Annotated in this window: 17 protein-coding genes; 8 read left to right on the forward strand and 9 right to left on the reverse strand. The window is 73.7% G+C overall.

All coding sequences use genetic code 11. The annotated features are described in order from the left end of the window. Nucleotides 1-371 precede the first annotated feature (371 nt). A complete protein-coding gene (gene gap, locus ABD343_RS07850; protein WP_344525468.1) occupies nucleotides 372-1,370 on the reverse strand; it encodes a type I glyceraldehyde-3-phosphate dehydrogenase in 999 nt (332 codons plus the stop codon). 141 nt (nucleotides 1,371-1,511) lie between these two features. Continuing rightward, nucleotides 1,512-2,468 (reverse strand): GlxA family transcriptional regulator, encoded by a 957-nt coding sequence (locus ABD343_RS07855; RefSeq protein WP_344525470.1) that lies wholly within the window; start codon nucleotides 2,466-2,468, stop codon nucleotides 1,512-1,514. 330 nt (nucleotides 2,469-2,798) lie between these two features. Here ABD343_RS07855 and ABD343_RS07860 point away from each other — a divergent pair, with 330 nt between their 5' ends. Both ABD343_RS07860 and ABD343_RS07865 read left to right on the forward strand, forming a co-directional pair. After that, complete coding sequence (locus ABD343_RS07860; protein WP_344525471.1) at nucleotides 2,799-3,740, forward strand: alpha/beta hydrolase fold domain-containing protein; 942 nt, start codon at nucleotides 2,799-2,801, stop codon at nucleotides 3,738-3,740. Nucleotides 3,741-3,810: 70 nt separating this feature from the next. Next, nucleotides 3,811-4,014, forward strand: a complete 204-nt coding sequence (locus ABD343_RS07865; protein ID WP_344525473.1) for a hypothetical protein — start codon at nucleotides 3,811-3,813, stop codon at nucleotides 4,012-4,014. Nucleotides 4,015-4,054: 40 nt separating this feature from the next. On the opposite strand, the gene menC is transcribed toward ABD343_RS07865, so the two are convergent. From menC to ABD343_RS07885, 4 genes are all read right to left on the reverse strand, one after another. Further along, nucleotides 4,055-5,164, reverse strand: coding sequence for an o-succinylbenzoate synthase (gene menC, locus ABD343_RS07870; protein ID WP_344525475.1), 1,110 nt, complete (start codon nucleotides 5,162-5,164; stop codon nucleotides 4,055-4,057). Further along, nucleotides 5,161-5,964, reverse strand: a complete 804-nt coding sequence (locus tag ABD343_RS07875) for a GNAT family N-acetyltransferase (RefSeq protein WP_344525476.1) — start codon at nucleotides 5,962-5,964, stop codon at nucleotides 5,161-5,163. Before ABD343_RS07875 ends, menC begins: the two co-directional genes overlap by 4 nt. Beyond that, the gene (locus ABD343_RS07880; protein ID WP_344525608.1) at nucleotides 5,961-7,079 is read right to left on the reverse strand and encodes a M20 family metallopeptidase; all 1,119 of its coding nucleotides are present in this window, start codon (nucleotides 7,077-7,079) and stop codon (nucleotides 5,961-5,963) included. The genes ABD343_RS07875 and ABD343_RS07880 overlap by 4 nt, the downstream gene beginning before the upstream one ends. 80 nt (nucleotides 7,080-7,159) lie before the next feature. Then, entirely contained in the window at nucleotides 7,160-8,122 is a 963-nt protein-coding gene (locus ABD343_RS07885) for a dipeptidase (RefSeq protein ID WP_425578122.1), read from the reverse strand. Nucleotides 8,123-8,393: 271 nt separating this feature from the next. On the opposite strand from ABD343_RS07885, the gene ABD343_RS07890 reads away from it, so the two are divergent. Then, nucleotides 8,394-9,539 (forward strand): serine hydrolase domain-containing protein, encoded by a 1,146-nt coding sequence (locus ABD343_RS07890; protein ID WP_344525480.1) that lies wholly within the window; start codon nucleotides 8,394-8,396, stop codon nucleotides 9,537-9,539. Between the two features lie 4 nt (nucleotides 9,540-9,543). On the opposite strand, the gene ABD343_RS07895 is transcribed toward ABD343_RS07890, so the two are convergent. After that, nucleotides 9,544-11,178, reverse strand: a complete 1,635-nt coding sequence (locus ABD343_RS07895) for a PucR family transcriptional regulator (protein ID WP_344525481.1) — start codon at nucleotides 11,176-11,178, stop codon at nucleotides 9,544-9,546. 321 nt (nucleotides 11,179-11,499) lie between these two features. On the opposite strand from ABD343_RS07895, the gene ABD343_RS07900 reads away from it, so the two are divergent. Then, entirely contained in the window at nucleotides 11,500-12,444 is a 945-nt protein-coding gene (locus tag ABD343_RS07900) for a glutamate ABC transporter substrate-binding protein (RefSeq protein ID WP_344525483.1), read from the forward strand. Here ABD343_RS07900 and ABD343_RS07905 read toward each other — a convergent pair. Next, complete coding sequence (locus ABD343_RS07905; RefSeq protein ID WP_344525484.1) at nucleotides 12,417-12,998, reverse strand: dihydrofolate reductase family protein; 582 nt, start codon at nucleotides 12,996-12,998, stop codon at nucleotides 12,417-12,419. The two genes, ABD343_RS07900 and ABD343_RS07905, sit on opposite strands and share 28 nt — an antisense overlap. A 66-nt stretch (nucleotides 12,999-13,064) precedes the next feature. Beyond that, a complete protein-coding gene (locus tag ABD343_RS07910; protein ID WP_344525486.1) occupies nucleotides 13,065-13,790 on the reverse strand; it encodes an SDR family oxidoreductase in 726 nt (241 codons plus the stop codon). Between the two features lie 107 nt (nucleotides 13,791-13,897). On the opposite strand from ABD343_RS07910, the gene ABD343_RS07915 reads away from it, so the two are divergent. The 4 genes from ABD343_RS07915 to ABD343_RS07930 all read left to right on the forward strand — a co-directional run bounded on the left by ABD343_RS07915 (nucleotide 13,898) and on the right by ABD343_RS07930 (nucleotide 17,000). Next, nucleotides 13,898-14,773 (forward strand): LysR family transcriptional regulator, encoded by an 876-nt coding sequence (locus ABD343_RS07915; RefSeq protein ID WP_344525488.1) that lies wholly within the window; start codon nucleotides 13,898-13,900, stop codon nucleotides 14,771-14,773. 145 nt (nucleotides 14,774-14,918) lie between these two features. After that, nucleotides 14,919-15,479 (forward strand): dihydrofolate reductase family protein, encoded by a 561-nt coding sequence (locus tag ABD343_RS07920; protein ID WP_344525489.1) that lies wholly within the window; start codon nucleotides 14,919-14,921, stop codon nucleotides 15,477-15,479. An 88-nt stretch (nucleotides 15,480-15,567) separates the two neighbouring features. After that, nucleotides 15,568-15,963: a PadR family transcriptional regulator gene (locus ABD343_RS07925; protein ID WP_344525610.1), complete on the forward strand. Its 396-nt coding sequence runs from the start codon at nucleotides 15,568-15,570 to the stop codon at nucleotides 15,961-15,963. Continuing rightward, nucleotides 15,960-17,000, forward strand: a complete 1,041-nt coding sequence (locus ABD343_RS07930) for a hypothetical protein (protein ID WP_344525491.1) — start codon at nucleotides 15,960-15,962, stop codon at nucleotides 16,998-17,000. Before ABD343_RS07925 ends, ABD343_RS07930 begins: the two co-directional genes overlap by 4 nt. Nucleotides 17,001-17,085 lie beyond the last annotated feature (85 nt).

Here is a 17,085-nt window from a genome sequence, read left to right on the forward strand (position 1 = left end):
CCGGCGCCTCCACCCCTGTGATCCACGGCATCGACCCCACCTTCTACACCGGGGCCAGCACCGACCGCGCCGAGACGTGGGGCGACGCCGAGCGGGACCTGTGGGACTCGGGGTGGAAGAAGAAGGACGTCATCGGCGGAACCGACTGGACCGCCATGGGCTCGGGATCCGACGGCCTCGTCAGCCGCAACAGCGCCACCACCGGCTTCCACCTCAAAAACCGCCTCCGCTACACCTGGTGGTCACAGACCGGCCACTCCGACTGCCCCAGCGCGGAGAAGGCGGCGAGGTCTACGTGGGCCGCGACCACTCCAACTTCCCTCTGGACCCGTGCTGACGTGAGTCGTCGCGGCTGCGGCCCGTCGCCCGGCTCAGCGGGCGGCGAGGAGTTCCAGGGTGTCGAGCACGCGGTTCGAGAAGCCCCACTCGTTGTCGTACCACGCGACCACCTTGATGTGGCGGCCCTCGACGCGGGTGAGGGCCGAGTCGAAGATCGCGGAGGCGGGGTTGCCGGTGATGTCGGAGGACACGAGCGGGTCCTCCGAGTACTCCAGGATCCCGGCGAGCGGGCCCTCCGCCGCCGCGCGGTACGCCGCCAGCACGTCGTCGCGGGTCACGTCGCGCGCGACGGTCGTGTTGAGTTCGACGAGCGAGCCCACGGGCACCGGTACGCGGATCGAGTCGCCCGACAGCCTGCCGTCGAGGGCGGGCAGGACCAGGCCGATGGCCTTGGCGGCGCCGGTCGTGGTCGGCACGATGTTGACGCCCGCGGCACGGGCGCGCCGGGCGTCACGGTGCGGGCCGTCCTGGAGGTTCTGCTCCTGTGTGTAGGCGTGCACCGTCGTCATGAATCCGTGCTCGACACCGGCGAGTTCGTCGAGGACGGCGGCCAGCGGCGCGAGCGCGTTGGTGGTGCAGGAGGCGTTCGAGACGATCGTGTGCGCGGCCGGGTCGTAGGCGTCGGTGTTGACCCCGTACGCGAGCGTGACGTCGGCGCCGTCCGAGGGCGCGCTGACGAGCACGCGCCTCGCGCCCGCGTCGAGGTGGGCACGCGCCGCCGCGGCCGAGGTGAAGCGGCCGGTGGCCTCCAGCACGATGTCGACGCCGAGTTCGGCCCACGGCAGTCGCGCCGGTTCGCGCTCGGCCAGCACCGTGATCCGGCGGCCGTCGACCACGAGCGCGTCCCCGTCGACGGTCACCGGGCGCCCGAGCCGTCCGGCGGTGCTGTCGTAGGCGAGCAGCCGGGCGAGCGCGGCGGGCTCCGTGAGGTCGTTGACGGCGACGACGTCCAGGGCGCTGTCGCGCTCCAGCAGTGCGCGCAGCGCGTTCCGTCCGATACGGCCGAATCCGTTGATGGCGATGCGGGTCATGAGTGATCTCCCTTCCTCTCGCCACCAGGCTCGCCCGCCGCCCGCGCCGCTGACAGTGGCGTGATCGCCATGCTTCAAAAGCATCGCGCCAGAGCACGCCAGAGCACGCCAGAGGCAGGAGCCGACGGGATGCCGTGCGCGTCATTCGCCCCGGGTGAATGTGCGCCGGTACTCCCCCGGCGTCGTGCCGAGGATGCGTTGGAAGTGCAGGCGCAGGTTCGCGCCGGTGCCGAGCCCGACGTCGGCGGCGATCTGCTCGACGCCGCGCTGCGAACGTTCGAGCAGCTCGCGGGCGAGGTCGACGCGGGCACGCATCACCCACTGCATCGGCGTGCAGCCGGTCTCCTCGACGAAGCGCCGGGAGAACGTGCGCGGCGAGACCTCGGCGTGCCTCGCCAGGGTGTCCAGGGTGAGGGGTTCGTCGAGCCGGTGCAGCGCCCACTCGCGGGTGGCGGCGAACCGTTCGCCGAGCGGCTCGGGGACGCTGCGCGGCACATACTGGGCCTGGCCGCCGCTGCGGTAGGGGGCGGCGACCAGCCGCCGGGCCGCGTGGTTGGACGCGGCCACGCCGAGGTCGCCGCGCAGGATGTGCAGGCACAGGTCGATGCCGGAGGCGGCGCCGGCCGAGGTGAGCACGCTGCCCTCGTCGACGAAGAGCACGTTCTCGTCGACCTGGACGCGCGGATGGCGGGCGGCGAGTGCCCGCGTGTAGTGCCAGTGCGTCGTCGCGCGCCTGCCGTCGAGCAGCCCCGTGGCGGCCAGCGCGAAGGCGCCCGTCGAGATGGCGGCGAGCCGCGCGCCCCGGTCGTGAGCGGCGGTCAGCGCGTCGACGACGGCGCGGGGCGGATCGTCGCGGTCGGGGAACCGGTAGCCGGGGACGAAGACGATGTCCGCCCACGCGAGCGCGTCGAGGCCGTGCGTGACGGCGTACGCGAGACCGTCGCCGCCGGCCACGAGTCCGGGCGCCGCCCCGCACACCCGCACCTCGTACGGCATGCTCGCGCGGGTCGTGAACACCTGCGCGGGGATTCCGACGTCGAGCGGCTTCGCGCCGTCGAGCACGAGGACGGCGGCGCGATGCAGGCGGGAGGCTGGCACGGGAAGAGATTACGGCCTGCCCGAAGCCCGAGGACGACGGCACCGGCGCTGTTAGGCTCGCCGCATGGGACTGATCGAAGTGGACAGGGCATAGCCACCGAACTGCCGGTGGCGTTCACTCGTGCGGGCTCTCCCCGCACCGGTGGACGACGATCTCTTCCTGACTGAACCGCACGCGAAGGTCCGCCCGTCCTGGGCGTGGACAGCGCCGCGTGCGTCTCTCCGGCACGTTCGCCGCACGAGCGCCCCCTGTTCGGCAGCTCCCGTCACTCCCGTCACGACGGCACGGAGCTGATCCCGTCAGACCCGCAGACCGGAGAGATCACCCTGATGTCGACGAATCGACCCCACTTCCCCCTGACTCCGTCCCCGTTCCTGTCCCTGCTCGGCAACGGCTTCGTCGCCGATACGCTCGCCCGCCTGTGCGCGGTGCTCGTGGCTCGTATGCGGGTCACCCCGCTGTTCCCCGAGATCCCGGGGCGTGTCGGCGAGATCACCCTGCCGACCCGGCACGGCGACATGCGAGCCCTCCACCACCGGCCCGCCGACGACGCGGGTACCGGTGTCTATATCGACATCCACGGCGGCGGCTACGCCACGGGCACGCCGGAGATGGACGACGCGCTGTGCCGTTTCCTCGCCCACGAGGCGGGGGTGCACGTGGTGAGCATCGACTACCGGCGCGCCCCTCACGCGCGGTTCCCCGTCGCCGCCCACCAGGCCTACGACGCGCTGGTCTGGGCCTCGTCGCCGGAGCGCCCCTGGTCGGGCGGCGCGGTGTGCGTCGGCGGGCAGAGCGCCGGGGGCGGGCTCGCGGCCGCCGCGTGCCGCCGGGCCCTGGACGCGGGCGGCCCAGCGGTCGCCCTGCAGGTGCTGCAGTATCCGCCGCTCGACCTGGTCACTCCCGGGTACAGGAAGGAGGCGCCCACCGGCCGCACCCCCATGCTCCGGCCATGGATGTCCGCCGTGTTCGACAAGGCCTACGTCCCCGACCCGGCCCAGCGCGGCAATCCCCTGGTCTCCCCGGCGTGGGGGACCAACGGCGACGGCCTCACCGGCATCGCACCGGCACTCGTGATCACGGCGGAGTACGACCGGCTCCGCGCGGAAGGGGTGGCCTACGCGGACAGGCTCGCCGAGGCCGGTGCGCTGGCCGGTCACCTCGATCTGCGGGGCGCCGACCACGGCTACGACCTGCACGGCAAAGACCCGGACCTGACCCGGAGGGTGTACGGCAGCATCGCCGCCCACGTCCGCCGGGCGACCGCCTGAACAGCGCCAGTTCGGCGGAGTGTACGAGGAGGGCGCGGACGGCGTTGACCAGCAGGCCGACCGTCGTCTCGTGCCCGGCGACGAGCATCAGCAGCAGCGTGTCCACGAGTTCGGAGTCGGCGAGCCCGTCCTCGTCGCGGTACCGCACCAGGGTGCTGGTGAGATCGTCGCGCGGCTCGGCCCGTCCGCTCTCGGTCAGTTCGGCGAGCGCGTCCCGCAGTGCGGCATGCGTGGCCGCCGCCTCCCCGGCGTCCGTAGTACGCCGGGTCCTTGACGAAGCGTTCGTCGGAGAGGACCAGGCAGCACAACCGGGGTCAGAGCGCGAGCCATTCGCTGGAGGTCGTCACCGCGTCGAGGACGTCCGGGAGAGGAGTGACGCCGAGGCCGGGCGCGGAGGGGACGGCGAGGTGGCCGTCGGCCAGGGTGAAGGGGTCCGTGAGGTCGGTGGCGAAGTAGCGGTCGGAGCCGGAGGTGTCGCCGGGGAGGGTGAATCCCGGCAGGGCGGCGAGGGCGACGTTGGCGGCGCGGCCGACGCCGGTCTCCAGCATGCCGCCGCACCAGACGGGGACGCCGTGGGCGCGGGCGAGGTCGTGGATACGGCGGGCTTCGAGGTAGCCGCCGACCCGGCCGGGCTTGATGTTGATGACGGAGCAGGCGCCGAGGGAGAGGGCCGCGGCGGCGTCGGCGGCGGACTCGATGGACTCGTCCAGGCAGACGGGGGTGCGCAGCCGCCCGGCGAGCGCGGCGTGCTGGACCATGTCGTCGTTGGCCAGGGGCTGTTCGATCATCAGCAGGCCGAAGTGGTCCAGTTCGGCGAGGTGCTGGGCGTCCGCCAGGGTGTAGGCGGCGTTCGCGTCGACCTGGAGGAGCAGCTCGTCGCCGAAGCGTTCCCGTACGGCGCGTACGGGCGCGACATCCCAGCCGGGCTCGATCTTCAGCTTGATACGGACGTACCCCTGGGCGAGATAGCCGTCCACGGCGTCGAGCAGTTCGGGCACGGAGTCCATGATCCCGACCGAGACGCCGCAGGGCACCCGGTCGCGGGCCGCGCCCAGGTACGAGCCGAACGACTCGCCGGCGGCCCGCAGCCGGGCGTCCAGCACCGCAGTCTCCAGCGCGGACTTCGCCATGCGGTGGCCGGTGAAGGGCCGCAGGATCCGGGCCACGTCCTGCGCGTCCACGCCGTCCTTCGGCAGGGCGGGGACGAGGAAGCGGCGCAGCACGTCCTGGGCGCCGTCCGCGTACTCCGAGCAGTAGCGCGGCTCCGCCATGGCCCCGCACTCGGCCCACCCCTCGTGACCGTCGGCGACGACGCGGACCAGCAGCACGTCGCGGCTGGTCTCCACGCCGAACGAGGTGCGGAACGGGGCGACGAGCGGCATCGCGATCCGGCGCAGCTCGACGCCGGAGATCTTCGTCTTCATGGCCGGGGGCTCCTTCTGGGAAGGGACGGGTCGGTGGCGCGCCGGACGACGTAGCGGCGGCGTTCGTGGAAGCCGACGACGCGGGCGCCCTCGGCGAGCAGCCCGCCGAGGGTCTCCCGTACGGCCAGCCGCCAGGCCCGGGCGGCGCCGGGGTCCGTGCGGCGCAGGGCCTCGATGTCGTCCGGGAGGTCGATGAGCACGGTGTCCGCGTCGGTGGCGGCGGACTGCGGGCGGCCTTCACGGTCACGCAGGACGTACGCGGCGTCGGCGGGCACGTCCACGGCCGGGGCCGGGACGGGCGCGGCGAGGTCCCAGACGGCGAGGACGCGGTCGGACTCGTCGCCGCCGTTGACGGCGTCGTCCATGGCGCCGTAGAAGCGGGTCAGATACGCCTCGGGACGGGCGCCCAGTTTCGCCAGGTTGAAGTGGGCGTTGCGGCGGATGAGCGGGTCGTACGTCCAGGTGATGCGGGTGAGGCGGCGGTCGAGCGCCCAGCGCCGCTGGTGGGTCTTGAGGGCGAGGCCGACGCCCCGTCCCATGACGGCGCCGGTGATGTGCGAGTGGAGGCTGGTGCCCACGGGTTCGGCGAAGAACGCGACGGAGGCGCCGACCAGCCGCTCGTCCTCGTACGCACCTGCCACGTAGTTCCCGGAGTGGGCCAGGGCCCTCATCACCTCGGCGGTGAGGGGCGAACTGCCGGGCGCGGAGCCCCAGATGCGGGCGTGGAGGCGTTCGACGGCGTCGAGGTCGGTCATGCGGCGCAGCTCGCGGACGGTGGTGCCGAGCGTCGTCCGGCTCATCGCGGCGCTCCCGGTACGCGGGGCGCCCGTGGCCCGCGCAGGGTCTCGGCCAGGCGGGCCAGGAGCCGGGCGCGGCCGGGCATGGCGGCGGTGACGACGTGTTCGTGGTCGGCGTGCGCGCCGTCGCCGACCGCGCCGAGGCCGTCGAGGGTGGGACATCCGGTCCCGGCGGCGTAGTTGCCGTCGGACGCGCCGCCGACGGCCGCGCCGCGCGGCGGGGCGAGGCCGAGCCGTGCGGCCTCGGCGGCGGCCAGGCCGAACAGTTCGCGGGAGGCTGCGGGGTCGAGGGGCGGCCGGTCGGGGCCGCCGTCGATCTCCAGCCGGGCGCCGGGGACCCTCGGTTCCAGGGCTCTGACGAGGCGGTCCGTCTCCTCCTGCGCGGCGGCGTCCGGCACGCGCACGTCCACGCGCAGCGTGGCGCGCGCGGGAACGGTGTTGCCCGTCGTCCCGGCCCGTACGACCGTGGGCGTCACGGTCGTTCCGGGCCCGGCGGAGGCGGTGACGGCGTCGGCGACGCCGCGCAGGGCGAGGATCTGGTGGGCGATCTCGGTGGCCGCGTCGATGCCCTTCTCGGGGTCCAGGCCGGAGTGGGCGGCGCGGCCGTGTGCGGTGATGTCGTAGCGGGAGACGCCCTTGCGGCCGGTCTTCAGCGCTCCCCCGGGTGCCGACGGCTCCAGCACGAGGGTGGCCGTACAGCGGCGCGCGAGGTCCTCGACGAGCGCGCGCGAGGTGGCCGAGCCGGTCTCCTCGTCGCCGGTGACGAGGACGCAGAGGCCGTCGAGGGACGGCAGCGTGGCGAGGGCGTGGAACATCTGGACCAGTCCGGCCTTCATGTCGAAGACGCCGGGGCCCCGGGCGATGCCGTCCTCGACCGACCAGGGGTGCGTGGCGAGCGAGCCGGTGGGCCAGACGGTGTCGTGGTGGCCGAGCAGCAGGACGCGCGGCGTGCCGAACGTCCAGCGCAGATGCGTGACGCCCGCGACGACGAGCGTCTGTGGCGGGGCGCCGAGCAGGCGGCGGCCCCGGTCGGCGACCACCTGCGCGCAGCGGGCCACGGCGGCGTGGTCGTCGCTGAAGGACTCGCACGTCACGAGCGCTTCGAGGTCCGCGAGCATGGCGTCCAGGGACAGAGTACGGTGCGTTTCGTCGTCGTACGGCACGAGGGGGCCTCCGGGGAAAAGGGATTGACGGGGCGTCAGCCCAGGTGCGCGGTCATGAGGCGGCGTACGTTGCCGCCGAGGATCTTGTGGACGTCCTCCTCGGGCAGGCCCCGGCGGCGCAGCGCCTCGACTACCCGGGGCATGTCGGCCGGGCCCTCCAGGCCGGGGAAGGCGAAGCCCGGGTCCTCGGCGTCGTTCTCGCAGCAGGGCGGGGTCACGTCCGCCACGACCTCGCGGAGGAAGTCGGCGCCGATGCCGACGTGATCGGTCCCGGCGACGGCGGCGACGTGCTCGATGTGGTCGACGACGCGGTCGACGCCGACCTTCGTCTCGTCGTCCGTGAGGAAGTCCGGGACGAAGTTCACGCAGACCACGCCGCCGGTGGCCGCGACGCCGCGGATCTGCTCGTCGGTGAGGTTGCGGTGGTGGTCGCGCAGGGCACGGGCGCAGGAGTGGGTGGCGATCAGGGGGCGGGTGGCGAGTTCCAGGACGTGGGCGACGCCGCTCGCGCCCAGGTGGGAGATGTCGAAGAGCATGCGCAGGCGTTCCATCTCGCGCAGCGCCCGCACGCCGGAGGTGGTCAGCCTGCTGCCGGTGGCGTCCTCCCGGCTGCCGTCGGCGAGCGGGGTGCGGCCCCAGTGGGCGATCGAGGCGATACGGACGCCGAGCCGGAACAGGGTGGAGAACAGCTCGACGGACGCGTCGACGCCCGGCGCGCTCTCCAGCGCGAGGACGAGCGCGATCCGGTCGGCGGCGAGGGCCCGTTCGATGTCCGTGCCGTCCGTGCACAGGGCGACATGGTCCTCGTTGGCCTCGGCGAGAACGTGGGCGCACTCGATCATGCGCAGGGTCTGCCGGAGCGCGCCCTCGGGCCGGTACTGGTCGTCGATGAAGACCGGCAGGACCTGGATGCCGATGCCGCCGTCGCGCAGTTGCGGCAGCCACCGTTCCCGGAAGAACGCGCCCCAGCGCTCCGGCGGGCGGGCGGCGACGGCCATGAGCAGGTCGTTGTGGGCGTCGGCGACGACGGCGCGGCCGTGCGGGGCCGAGGAACGGGCGGCTGAGGGACGGGCGGCTGGGGGACGGGCGGCTGGGGGACGGGCGGCTGGGGACATGGCCTCAACGTAGGCACCGCGCTCCCCCGGCCCGTTGGCCATACGGACAAAACGTCCGGGAGATCTCTGGCCGGGCGTCCCATGCGCGCGCCGCGTCGCGGACCCGAGGCTGGCGAGGACCTCGCCTCACAGGACCCGCGGAAAAGGAGAGAGCATGCGACGGAGGACGACTGTGCTCGGAGGGCTGGCGTTCACGGCTTCCCTGGTGACCGCGCCCGCCGCGGCGGCGGCACCGGCGACGGCACCGGGGGCGGCGCCGGCGGCGGCCCCCCGGCACGACACCGGCCCCTTCGAGAAGGCGCTCAGGGAGCTGGCCGACGCCGGTGCCTCGGGGATCAGCGCGGCGGTGAAGAGCCCGCGTCGCGGCCTGCGCACCGGCGGGGTCGGCCTCGCCGACATCCGTACGGGCCGTCCGGCGGTGGGCGACGAACACAGCCGCCTCGCCAGCAACACCAAGACCTGGACGGCCACGGTCGTCCTCCAGCTCGTCGGCGAGGGACGGCTCGGGCTCGACGACACCGTCGAGGACCACCTGCCGGGCCTCATCCGCACCCGGCACTACGACGGCCGTGAGATCACGGTCCGTCAGCTCCTCCAGCACACCAGCGGCCTGCCCGACTATCTGGAGGCGCCCTACTGGGAGGACCTGGAGGCCCGCCGCTGGGACCACTTCGAGCCGCTGCGGACGGTCGAGCAGGCCCTCACCCTGCCCCCGCCCGAGCGGGCGCCGTCCGGCTTCTCCTACTCCAACACCAACTACAACCTCGCCGGACTGATCGTCTCCGAGGTCACCGGCCGCGCCATCGGCACCGAGATCGAACGGCGGATCATCCGGCCCCTCGGGCTGCGCCACACGTCCTGGCCCGGCGACCGCGTCGCGCTCCCCCGGCCCGACCTGCGCGGTTACGTGGAGCGGAAGGGGAAGCTGGTGGACAAGACGGAGTGGAACACCTCCGCCGCCGACGCCTCGGGCGCCCTGGTCTCGACCGCCGCCGACACGACCGCCTTCTGGACCGCGCTGTGGAGCGGGAGGCTGCTGGCCCCGGCGCAGCTCGCCGAGATGCGGAGGACCGTCGGCGACGGCGAGGGCGGGCGCTACGGCCTGGGCGTCGAGCGCTACGAGACCGCGCCCGGCTTCGTCACCTGGGGGCACAGCGGCTACATGGAGACCGGCCACAAGGTCAGGAACGCCGTCACCGAGGACGGACGGCGGGCCGTCACCCTGCTCATCGGCTCGGAGTCGTTCGACGAGGACAAGGTGGACGCCGTCGTCGGCACGCTCGTCCGCGAGCTGCGCTGAGGCGTCACCCACCGCGCGGAGGCTGCTCCGGCAACGTCCGCAACTGGAGCCAGAGGACGAGGCGTTCGTCCGGGTCGTCGAGGTCGATGCCGAGCTGGCGGCCCGCCTGCCGCAGCCGGTAGCGGCACGTGTTGGGGTGCACGGACAGCGTCTTCGCGGCCCGTCCCACGTCGCAGCCCGCGTCGAACCAGGCGACCAGGGTGCGGGCGTAGGCGGTGCCGTGCTCGGCGTCCGCCGCCAGCACCCGGCGCCAGGCCCCGGCGCGCAACGGCCGCCGCTCCCGCATCAGTTCGGAGAGCAGCAGCAGCGTCACCCGGGGGCGCACGTCGTCGACCGTGGCCACGGGCCGTTCGCCGTCCAGCAGGCGCAGCACCAGGTCCGCGTCCGCGCGGGAGTCCGCCACCCCGCCGAGGTACGGGACGATCTCGCCGAGCGCCGCCCGTACGGGGGCGCGCAGCGACTGGCCGGCGCGGCGCACGATGTCTTCCGCGAGCCGCCGGTGCCGCTCGTCGGCCTTGGCCCTGTCGGGTTCCGCGGCCCGCTCCCGGCCGGGCCCGCGCGGCGCGCCATTCGCGCCGGGCACGCTCTGGCCGGGCACGCTCTGGCCGGGCGCGGGCAGCAGCGCGTACACCACCCCGTCCAGCAGCACGCACGCGTGCCGTCCGTAGCGCGCCTCGCACTGGAGGCGCACGACATCCAGCAGCCGCAGCGAGGTCCGTTCGGCGTCGGGCACGCTCGCCGCCGCGTCCAGGACGAACGCGGCGACGCGAACCGCGTTCCAGCCCAGTCGGTGCGCCGCGGTGGAGGCGTCGGCTGAGCCGTCGAGCAACCGGCGTACGAGGTCGGTGTTCTGATGGCGGGCCAGTTCCTGCGCCGCGCGGGCGCGCAGCAGGAGCAGCGCGGCCGTGGACGCGCCCTGGGCCAGCGTCTCCTCGGCGTCCGGGGCGAGCGTGCCGCTGTCGACGACCCAGACCGCGCCGAGCGTCTCGCCGCCCGCCCGCACCGCGACGGCCAGACGCGGCAGGACGCCCTCGCCGAGCGCGGGCAGGCGCACGGGCCCGTCGGCGGCGAAGACCCGCCGGACCTGCTCCGAGTTCTCCACGCTGCCCGGCACCTGGAGGCCGAGGATGCCCTGCCGCCGGTCCTCGTCGACCGGCTGGCCGGGCACGGTGGAGTAGGCCAGGATCCGCTGGCGCGGGTCCTCCACGGCCGTGGCGCCGCCGGTCGCCGCCGCGACCGCGTCGGCCAGCGCGAACAGGTCCCCCAGCCCGCCGCCGTGTTCGGGCCTGGCGCCGATCGCCGAGGCCAGCATGAGGTGCACATGGTGCCAGGCCGTGTCCTCGTCGACCGCCAGCAGCGCCACGCCGCAGGCCTCGGCCTCGCCGACCGGCCCGTCCGTGCCCCGCACCACGACGCCGGTCATCCCGGCCCCCGCCGCCGCCCGTACGAGCGGCCCGGCAGCCGCCGCCCGTACGCCGACGGCGAGCAGCAGGGCGCCGGGTGCGTACGGCAGGGGGACGTCCGCGTCGTACAGCAGCGCCTCGGTGACCGGAACGCCCGGTCCGGCGGGCGCGGTGTGCAGGCGCAGGGCCGTGCCGCCGATGACGTCCATCAGATCGCCGAGCGTCCAGGCGTCCACGGGCACTCCTCACCACGTCGGGCCCCGGTTCCGGCCGGGCCGGGACGCCCCGGCGCCGCCCCGCGCCCAGGCTGCACCCCACGGGCCCCGGGGTGCTTGGCCGATCCCCTCAGGAACGTACGTCCCGCTTGTCCCGCTCCACAACGATCGTGGCGCGTGTGGTCCAGAACACTGGCGGAAGCGCCCGGCGTCTGTTGAGATACCGCGCAACGCCTCGCTCGGAGTCACGGGCGGCGCGCGAACGGTGCTGGGCGGATCAGGCGCAGGGTGACGCTTCCGCGCCCGCGGGTACGTCCTTCGCTCACCCGGTGGAGAGAGCTCATGGCTGTTCCGAAACAGCGTTCCTGGCAGCATTCCTCGCGACATCCCTGGCGGCGCCCCTCGCGGCGCTCCTCGCTCGGCGCCCTGCTGTGCTGCGCGGCCCTCGTCCCCGCCCTGACCGGGTGCGGGCTCTTCGGCGAGGAGGAGAAGGAGGACGCGGAGCCGGTGAAGGTGGCCTCCGACACCGACTTCCCCCAGGGCAGCACGATGGAGAAGCTGCACGACGCGGGCACGATCCGGATCGGCGTGAAGTACGACCAGCCCGGCATCGGCTACCGCGAGTCCGGGGCCGACGCCCCGGAGGGCTTCGACATCGAGATGGCCCGGATCATCGCGGGCCAGCTCGGCATCAGGCCCGAGAAGATCAAGTGGGTGGAGACCCAGTCCCAGAACCGCGAGAAGTACCTGCGCGACAAGACCGTGGACCTCGTCCTCGCCTCGTACTCGATCACGTCCGAACGCCGCGAGCTCGTCGGCATGGCGGGCCCGTACTACGAGACGGGCCAGCAGCTCCTCGTGCGCAAGGGCGACAAGAACGTGAAGACCCCGAAGGACATCGCGGGCAAGCAGGTGTGCTCGGCCAAGGGCGCGACCTCGATCCCGCGGATCCGCAAGGAGTACCGGGCGCAGCCGGTGGCCCGCGACACATACGCCCAGTGCGTCCGGCAGCTCCTGGGCGGCTCCGTCGACGCCGTGACCACCGACGGCGCGATGCTCCTGGGCTACGCGGCGCAGCGGCCGGACGAGCTGAAGGTGATCGGCGAGCAGATCAGCAGCGAGCGGTACGCCGTGGGCTACCGCAAGGGCGACTCGGAGATGTGCGACTTCATCAACCAGTCGCTCACCCGCTCGTTCCGCGACGGCACGTGGACCGCCGCGCTGAACAAGACGCTCTGGAAGACCTCGGGGGCCGTCGGTTACCCGACCCTCGACCCCTGCACCTGACGGGGCCGGTAGTGGGCGTGGATCAGACCACTGGCGAAGGCCCGCTGCCCGACGAGTTCGAGATCGAGGCGCACGCCGTCGGGGAAGAACCGCTTGCCGCCGCCGACCACGCTCGTGGTGATGAACAGGTGGTACTCGTCCACCAGACCGGCCGCGATGGCCTGGGCCGCGAGGTTCGGACCGTCGACGGTGAGGTCGTGGTCCGAGGCGGCCTTGAGCGCGCGTACGGCCTCCGGGTCGAAGGTCCGCTCGATCCTGGTCCTCGTGCTGGAGACCGACTCCAGCGTCGTCGAGTACACGATCTTCTCGGCGGCCTGCCAGTCGCGGGCGTACTCCAGGATGTGCGGCGGCAGGCCGGGCTCGGTGTGCGCGGTCTCCCAGTAGACCATCGTCTCGTACATCCTCCGGCCGTAGAGGTACGTGCCGACGGGGCGGAAGAGGTCGCCGATGTACGTGTGCACCTCCTGGTCCTCGGCGCCGGTGCCGAGGTCGCCCTCGGCGGCCTCGGCGTAGCCGTCGAGCGAGGTGATCATCGAGTAGATGAGCTTTCCCACGGGTCTCCTCCGGGTGCGGCCTGCGTCCTCGCGTATATGACCTCGGTGCCCCCCGGAACTCATCGCTCACCAGGCCACGGGCCCCGCCTCGTCGAAGAAGGCGCCGCGGGGGCCGTCGTCGGGGAGGGTGGCGAGGCGGAGGACGACGGCGGCGCCCTCCCCGGGGGTGCGGGGGCCGTCGAAGCCGGTGAAGTCGGTGGCGACGTAGCCGGGGCACGCGGCGTTCACGATGACGGGCGTATCGGCGAGGCGGCGGGCGTACTGGGTCGTGAGGCTGTTGAGCAGCGTCTTCGACGGGGCGTAGGCGGCCATGATGGGCCCGGTCCGCAGGGTCAGCGAGCCCATGTTGCTGGACATGTTGACGATGCGCGGCGAGTCGGCACGGTGGAGCAGCGGCAGCATCGCGTTCGTCACCCGGACGACCCCGAGGACGTTGGTGTCCAGGACGGTGCGGAAGACGTCGAGGTCGAGCGTCGTGGGGTCCTGGGCGCCGCCGTCGGTCCGGCCGGAGATGCCCGCGTTGTTGACGAGGACGTCGAGGCGGCCCGTCCGCCGCTCGACGGCCGCCGCGGCGTCCTCGGCGCTCCGCTCGGACGTGACGTCGAGGGCGACGCCGAACGCGTCGAGGCCCGCGTCGCGGAGTTCCCGTACGGCCTTCTCGCGCCTCACCCCGTCGCGCGCTCCCACCGCGACGGTGAAGCCGAGCGCTCCGAGGCCCCGTGCGACGGCGAGGCCGATTCCCTTGTTGGCGCCGGTGACCAGCGCGGTCCTTGTCCCGTTCACGCGTCCCATGCTCGGCGGGCCGGGTGCGCGATGTCCAAGATCGGCTCGGTACGTTGTGATACCCGCCGGGTATCAGGACGGCGGGGCCGCGGAGCCCGTGAGCGTAGGCTCCGTGCGTGCACGAGCTTGAGACCCGCGAACTCCGGTACTTCGTCGCCGTCGCCGAGGAGCTGCACTTCGGACGCGCCGCCGAACGGCTCGGGATCGCGCAGCCGCCCCTCTCCCGCGCCGTCCGGCAGTTGGAGCGGCGGCTCGGGGTCCGGCTCCTCGACCGGGACCGGCGCGGGGTCGCGCTCACCGAAGCGGGCGGGGTGCTGCTCCGGGAGGCGCGTGCCGCGCTCGACGCGGTAGCGGCCGCCGCACGCCGCACGCGGCGGGCCGGGGACCCGAAGCGGCCGCTGGTGCTCGTGACGAAGGCCGGGGCCTCGCACGAGCTGCTGCGGGGGCTGCTCGGCGCGCTCGCGGAAGAGCCCGGCGCGGCGCCGGTCGAGGTCCTGCTGTGCGAGGTCGGCGAGCAGGCCGGGCTGCTGCGCGACGGGCGCGCCGACGTGGCGCTCATGCACCGCCCCTACGACGACCTCGCCGGGTTCGACACCGAGGACCTGTACGTCGAGGGCCAGATCGCGCTGCTCCCGGCGGGGCATCCCCTCGCGTCCCGCGAGCGGCTCACGCTCGCGGAGGTCAGCGACGTGCCGGACCTGCCGATCGCCCGGTGGCCGCGGCTCGACGGCACCTACCCGGACGGGCCCGGCCCCGAGGTGCACACGCAGTCACAGCTCGCCCAGCTCGTGGCGCTCGGCAGGACACTGCTGGTCATCCCCGCCTCCAGCCGGGCCTGGCAGTGGCCCGGCCATGTCGCGGTCCCCGTCGTGGACGCGCCGGACGTCACCACGGTCCTCGCCTGGCCGCCGAAGAGCCACTCCCCCGCGCTCGCCTCACTCGTCCGCGCGGCCTCCTGCCTGCGGCCTCCGGTCACCGGCCGGCACGACTGATAATCCACGGTGATCGCATCCATGCGGGAACAGGCGTTGATCCCGCCGTTCCGCCTCGGAAGCATGCTGTGCGGCGGGACGCCCTCCGGATCCCCGGACCACGGCGCCCCGCAGTCACATACACCGCTCGACGCGAGGAATCCCCATGGCCACTGGCAAGCTGATCCACTTCGTCGCCCAGACCGTCGACGGCTACATCGAGGGCCCTGAGGGGGAGTTCGACTGGCCGGTGATGGAGTCCGAGCTGTCCGACCACGGGCAGGAGCTCAACAAGTTCGCGGACGCCTTCCTCTACGGGCGCAAGGTGTGGGACATGATGTCCGGCTTCTGGCCCCGGGCCGAGGAGCTGTCGGACGACCCGCACGACCTGCGGTTCGCCCCCTTCTGGCGGGAGATCCCCAAGTACGTCGTCTCCCGCACGCTGGAGAAGGCCGACTGGAACACCCGGATCATCAAGGACGACGTCGCGGGCCAGATCACCCGGCTCAAGGAGTCGGGCACCAACCTCGTGCTCTTCGGCGGCTCCACGCTGGCCGCCCACCTCACCGAGCACGGGCTCATCGACGAGTACCAGATCTCCGTCCACCCCGTCGTCCTCGGCGGCGGACGCCCCACGTTCCTCGACCCCGCGCGCTTCGACCTCGACCTCGTCGAGGCCAAGACGTACGACGGCAAGGTCGTCCTGCTCCGCTACACCCGGGCCTGACCTCGCCCGGTCCCGGTCGGCCACGCCCTCTCAACGCGCTTGAATATCCTGGATTCCATAATATCCTGGCGTCATGGCATCGAGGAGCATGACGCGGACCGCCTTCTTCGTGCTGACCGCCCTGGCGGACCAGCCACGGCACGGGTACGGGATCCTGCGCGAGGTCGAGGAGATGTCCGGCGAGGAGGTGCAGCTCCGGGTCGGGACGCTCTACGGGGTGCTCGACCGGCTCACCGCGGACGGGCTGATCACGCTCGACCGCGAGGAGGTGCAGCAGGGCAGACTCCGGCGCTATTACCGCCTCACCGACGAAGGCGTCGAGGCGCTGGACGCCGAGGCCCGGCGGATGGCGGCCGGGGCCAGCGCGGCGCAGCGGCGCATAGCGGCGGGACGCGGGGACGAGCGGGGCGAACCCGACAAGGGCACCCCGGAAACTCCCCCCGGCCCCCGGCCGGGGCCCGGGCTCGCGGGAGGTCTCGCATGACGACGCTGCTGGAAGCGCGTTACCGCGCGGTGCTGCGGCTGCTCCCCGCCTCCTACCGCCGGGTCCGCGAGGAGGAGATGGTCGACACCTACCTGGGCGAGCTGGACACCGGCGCGCAGGAGCAGGCCCGGCCCACGGTCGGCGAGGTCGCCAGCATCGCGGCGCTCGCGGTGCGCGTGCGGCTGGGCGCGCCCGACGCGGAGCGGCCGTACGCGGTGCTCGGGCGCGCCGCCCGGCACTTCGCGCTCTTCGCCCTGCTGCTCCTGGCCGCCTCCTCGCTCGCCGACCGGGTGCTCTCGGTGACCTGGGCCACCGGCGGCGGGCACGCGGAGCGCCAGATGTTCCTCACCGGCTTCACCGGCCAGGGTCCGGTCCGCACGGCCGCCGCCGTCGCCGAGTGGGTGCTGCCGCTGCTGTGGACCGCGGGGTACGCCGCGCTCGTACGGGACCGCAGGCGGCTCGCCCGTACGTGCGTGCTGCTCGCCGCGCTGCCGACGCTCTGGCCGCTGCTCGCCCCGCTCGGGGACGCGTGGGCGCCGGACGCCTCGGCGTACACGTGGACCACGGCACTCTTCGCCTGGCTCACGGCGCTCGCGCTCTGCGCCGCCTACCACCACGACGCGCCGTCGGCGACGCTCCCCTCGGCGCTCCCGGCCGGCCGTCCCGGACTGGTGTTCGCGGCGTGCTGCGTGGCGATGGGCGCGGCGGTGACGACGCTGCCGGAGGCGGCCGACGGGGTCTGGGCACCGGCCTCGGTCTTCGTCCTCGGATCGCTCGGCTGGCTGCTCCTGCGCGCCCGCCGCCCCGACCGGCACGCGGAGGAGGACGGGGGAACCGCCCTCGCACTGGCCGCGCTCGGCCTGGTGCTGCTGGCTCTGCGGCTGTCCATGCTGGACTTCTGGCTCGCCGTGCCGCTGCCCTCCCTCACCCTCGGCAGCGTCCTCGCCCAAGCCGTGGCCCTGGCCCTGATGACCGCCGCCCTGACCGCGGTCGGCTTCCGCGGGGCGGCCGGGCGGCGCCGCCTGGCCGGGCGGTGAGAGGAGGTTCCGGGAATTCCTCCGCGTTCCCTTGAACGGGGCACGGCCGCGCTCCGTACTGCACGGCGGAAAGCACCGCCGGACG

Source organism: Streptomyces albiaxialis, assembly GCF_039530985.1.
Lineage (GTDB): Bacteria > Actinomycetota > Actinomycetes > Streptomycetales > Streptomycetaceae > Streptomyces > Streptomyces albiaxialis.

Bases quoted from the DNA above. Each gene is read 5' to 3' on its own strand.
- gap (WP_344525468.1), bottom strand. From the start codon at position 1,370: ATGACCCGCATCGCCATCAACGGATTCGGCCGTATCGGACGGAACGCG.
- ABD343_RS07860 (WP_344525471.1), top strand. From the start codon at position 2,799: ATGTCGACGAATCGACCCCACTTCCCCCTGACTCCGTCCCCGTTCCTG.
- menC (WP_344525475.1), bottom strand. From the start codon at position 5,164: ATGAAGACGAAGATCTCCGGCGTCGAGCTGCGCCGGATCGCGATGCCG.
- ABD343_RS07875 (WP_344525476.1), bottom strand. From the start codon at position 5,964: ATGAGCCGGACGACGCTCGGCACCACCGTCCGCGAGCTGCGCCGCATG.
- ABD343_RS07880 (WP_344525608.1), bottom strand. From the start codon at position 7,079: ATGCTCGCGGACCTCGAAGCGCTCGTGACGTGCGAGTCCTTCAGCGAC.
- ABD343_RS07885 (WP_425578122.1), bottom strand. From the start codon at position 8,122: ATGGCCGTCGCCGCCCGCCCGCCGGAGCGCTGGGGCGCGTTCTTCCGG.
- ABD343_RS07890 (WP_344525480.1), top strand. From the start codon at position 8,394: ATGCGACGGAGGACGACTGTGCTCGGAGGGCTGGCGTTCACGGCTTCC.
- ABD343_RS07900 (WP_344525483.1), top strand. From the start codon at position 11,500: ATGGCTGTTCCGAAACAGCGTTCCTGGCAGCATTCCTCGCGACATCCC.
- ABD343_RS07910 (WP_344525486.1), bottom strand. From the start codon at position 13,790: ATGGGACGCGTGAACGGGACAAGGACCGCGCTGGTCACCGGCGCCAAC.
- ABD343_RS07920 (WP_344525489.1), top strand. From the start codon at position 14,919: ATGGCCACTGGCAAGCTGATCCACTTCGTCGCCCAGACCGTCGACGGC.
- ABD343_RS07925 (WP_344525610.1), top strand. From the start codon at position 15,568: ATGACGCGGACCGCCTTCTTCGTGCTGACCGCCCTGGCGGACCAGCCA.
- ABD343_RS07930 (WP_344525491.1), top strand. From the start codon at position 15,960: ATGACGACGCTGCTGGAAGCGCGTTACCGCGCGGTGCTGCGGCTGCTC.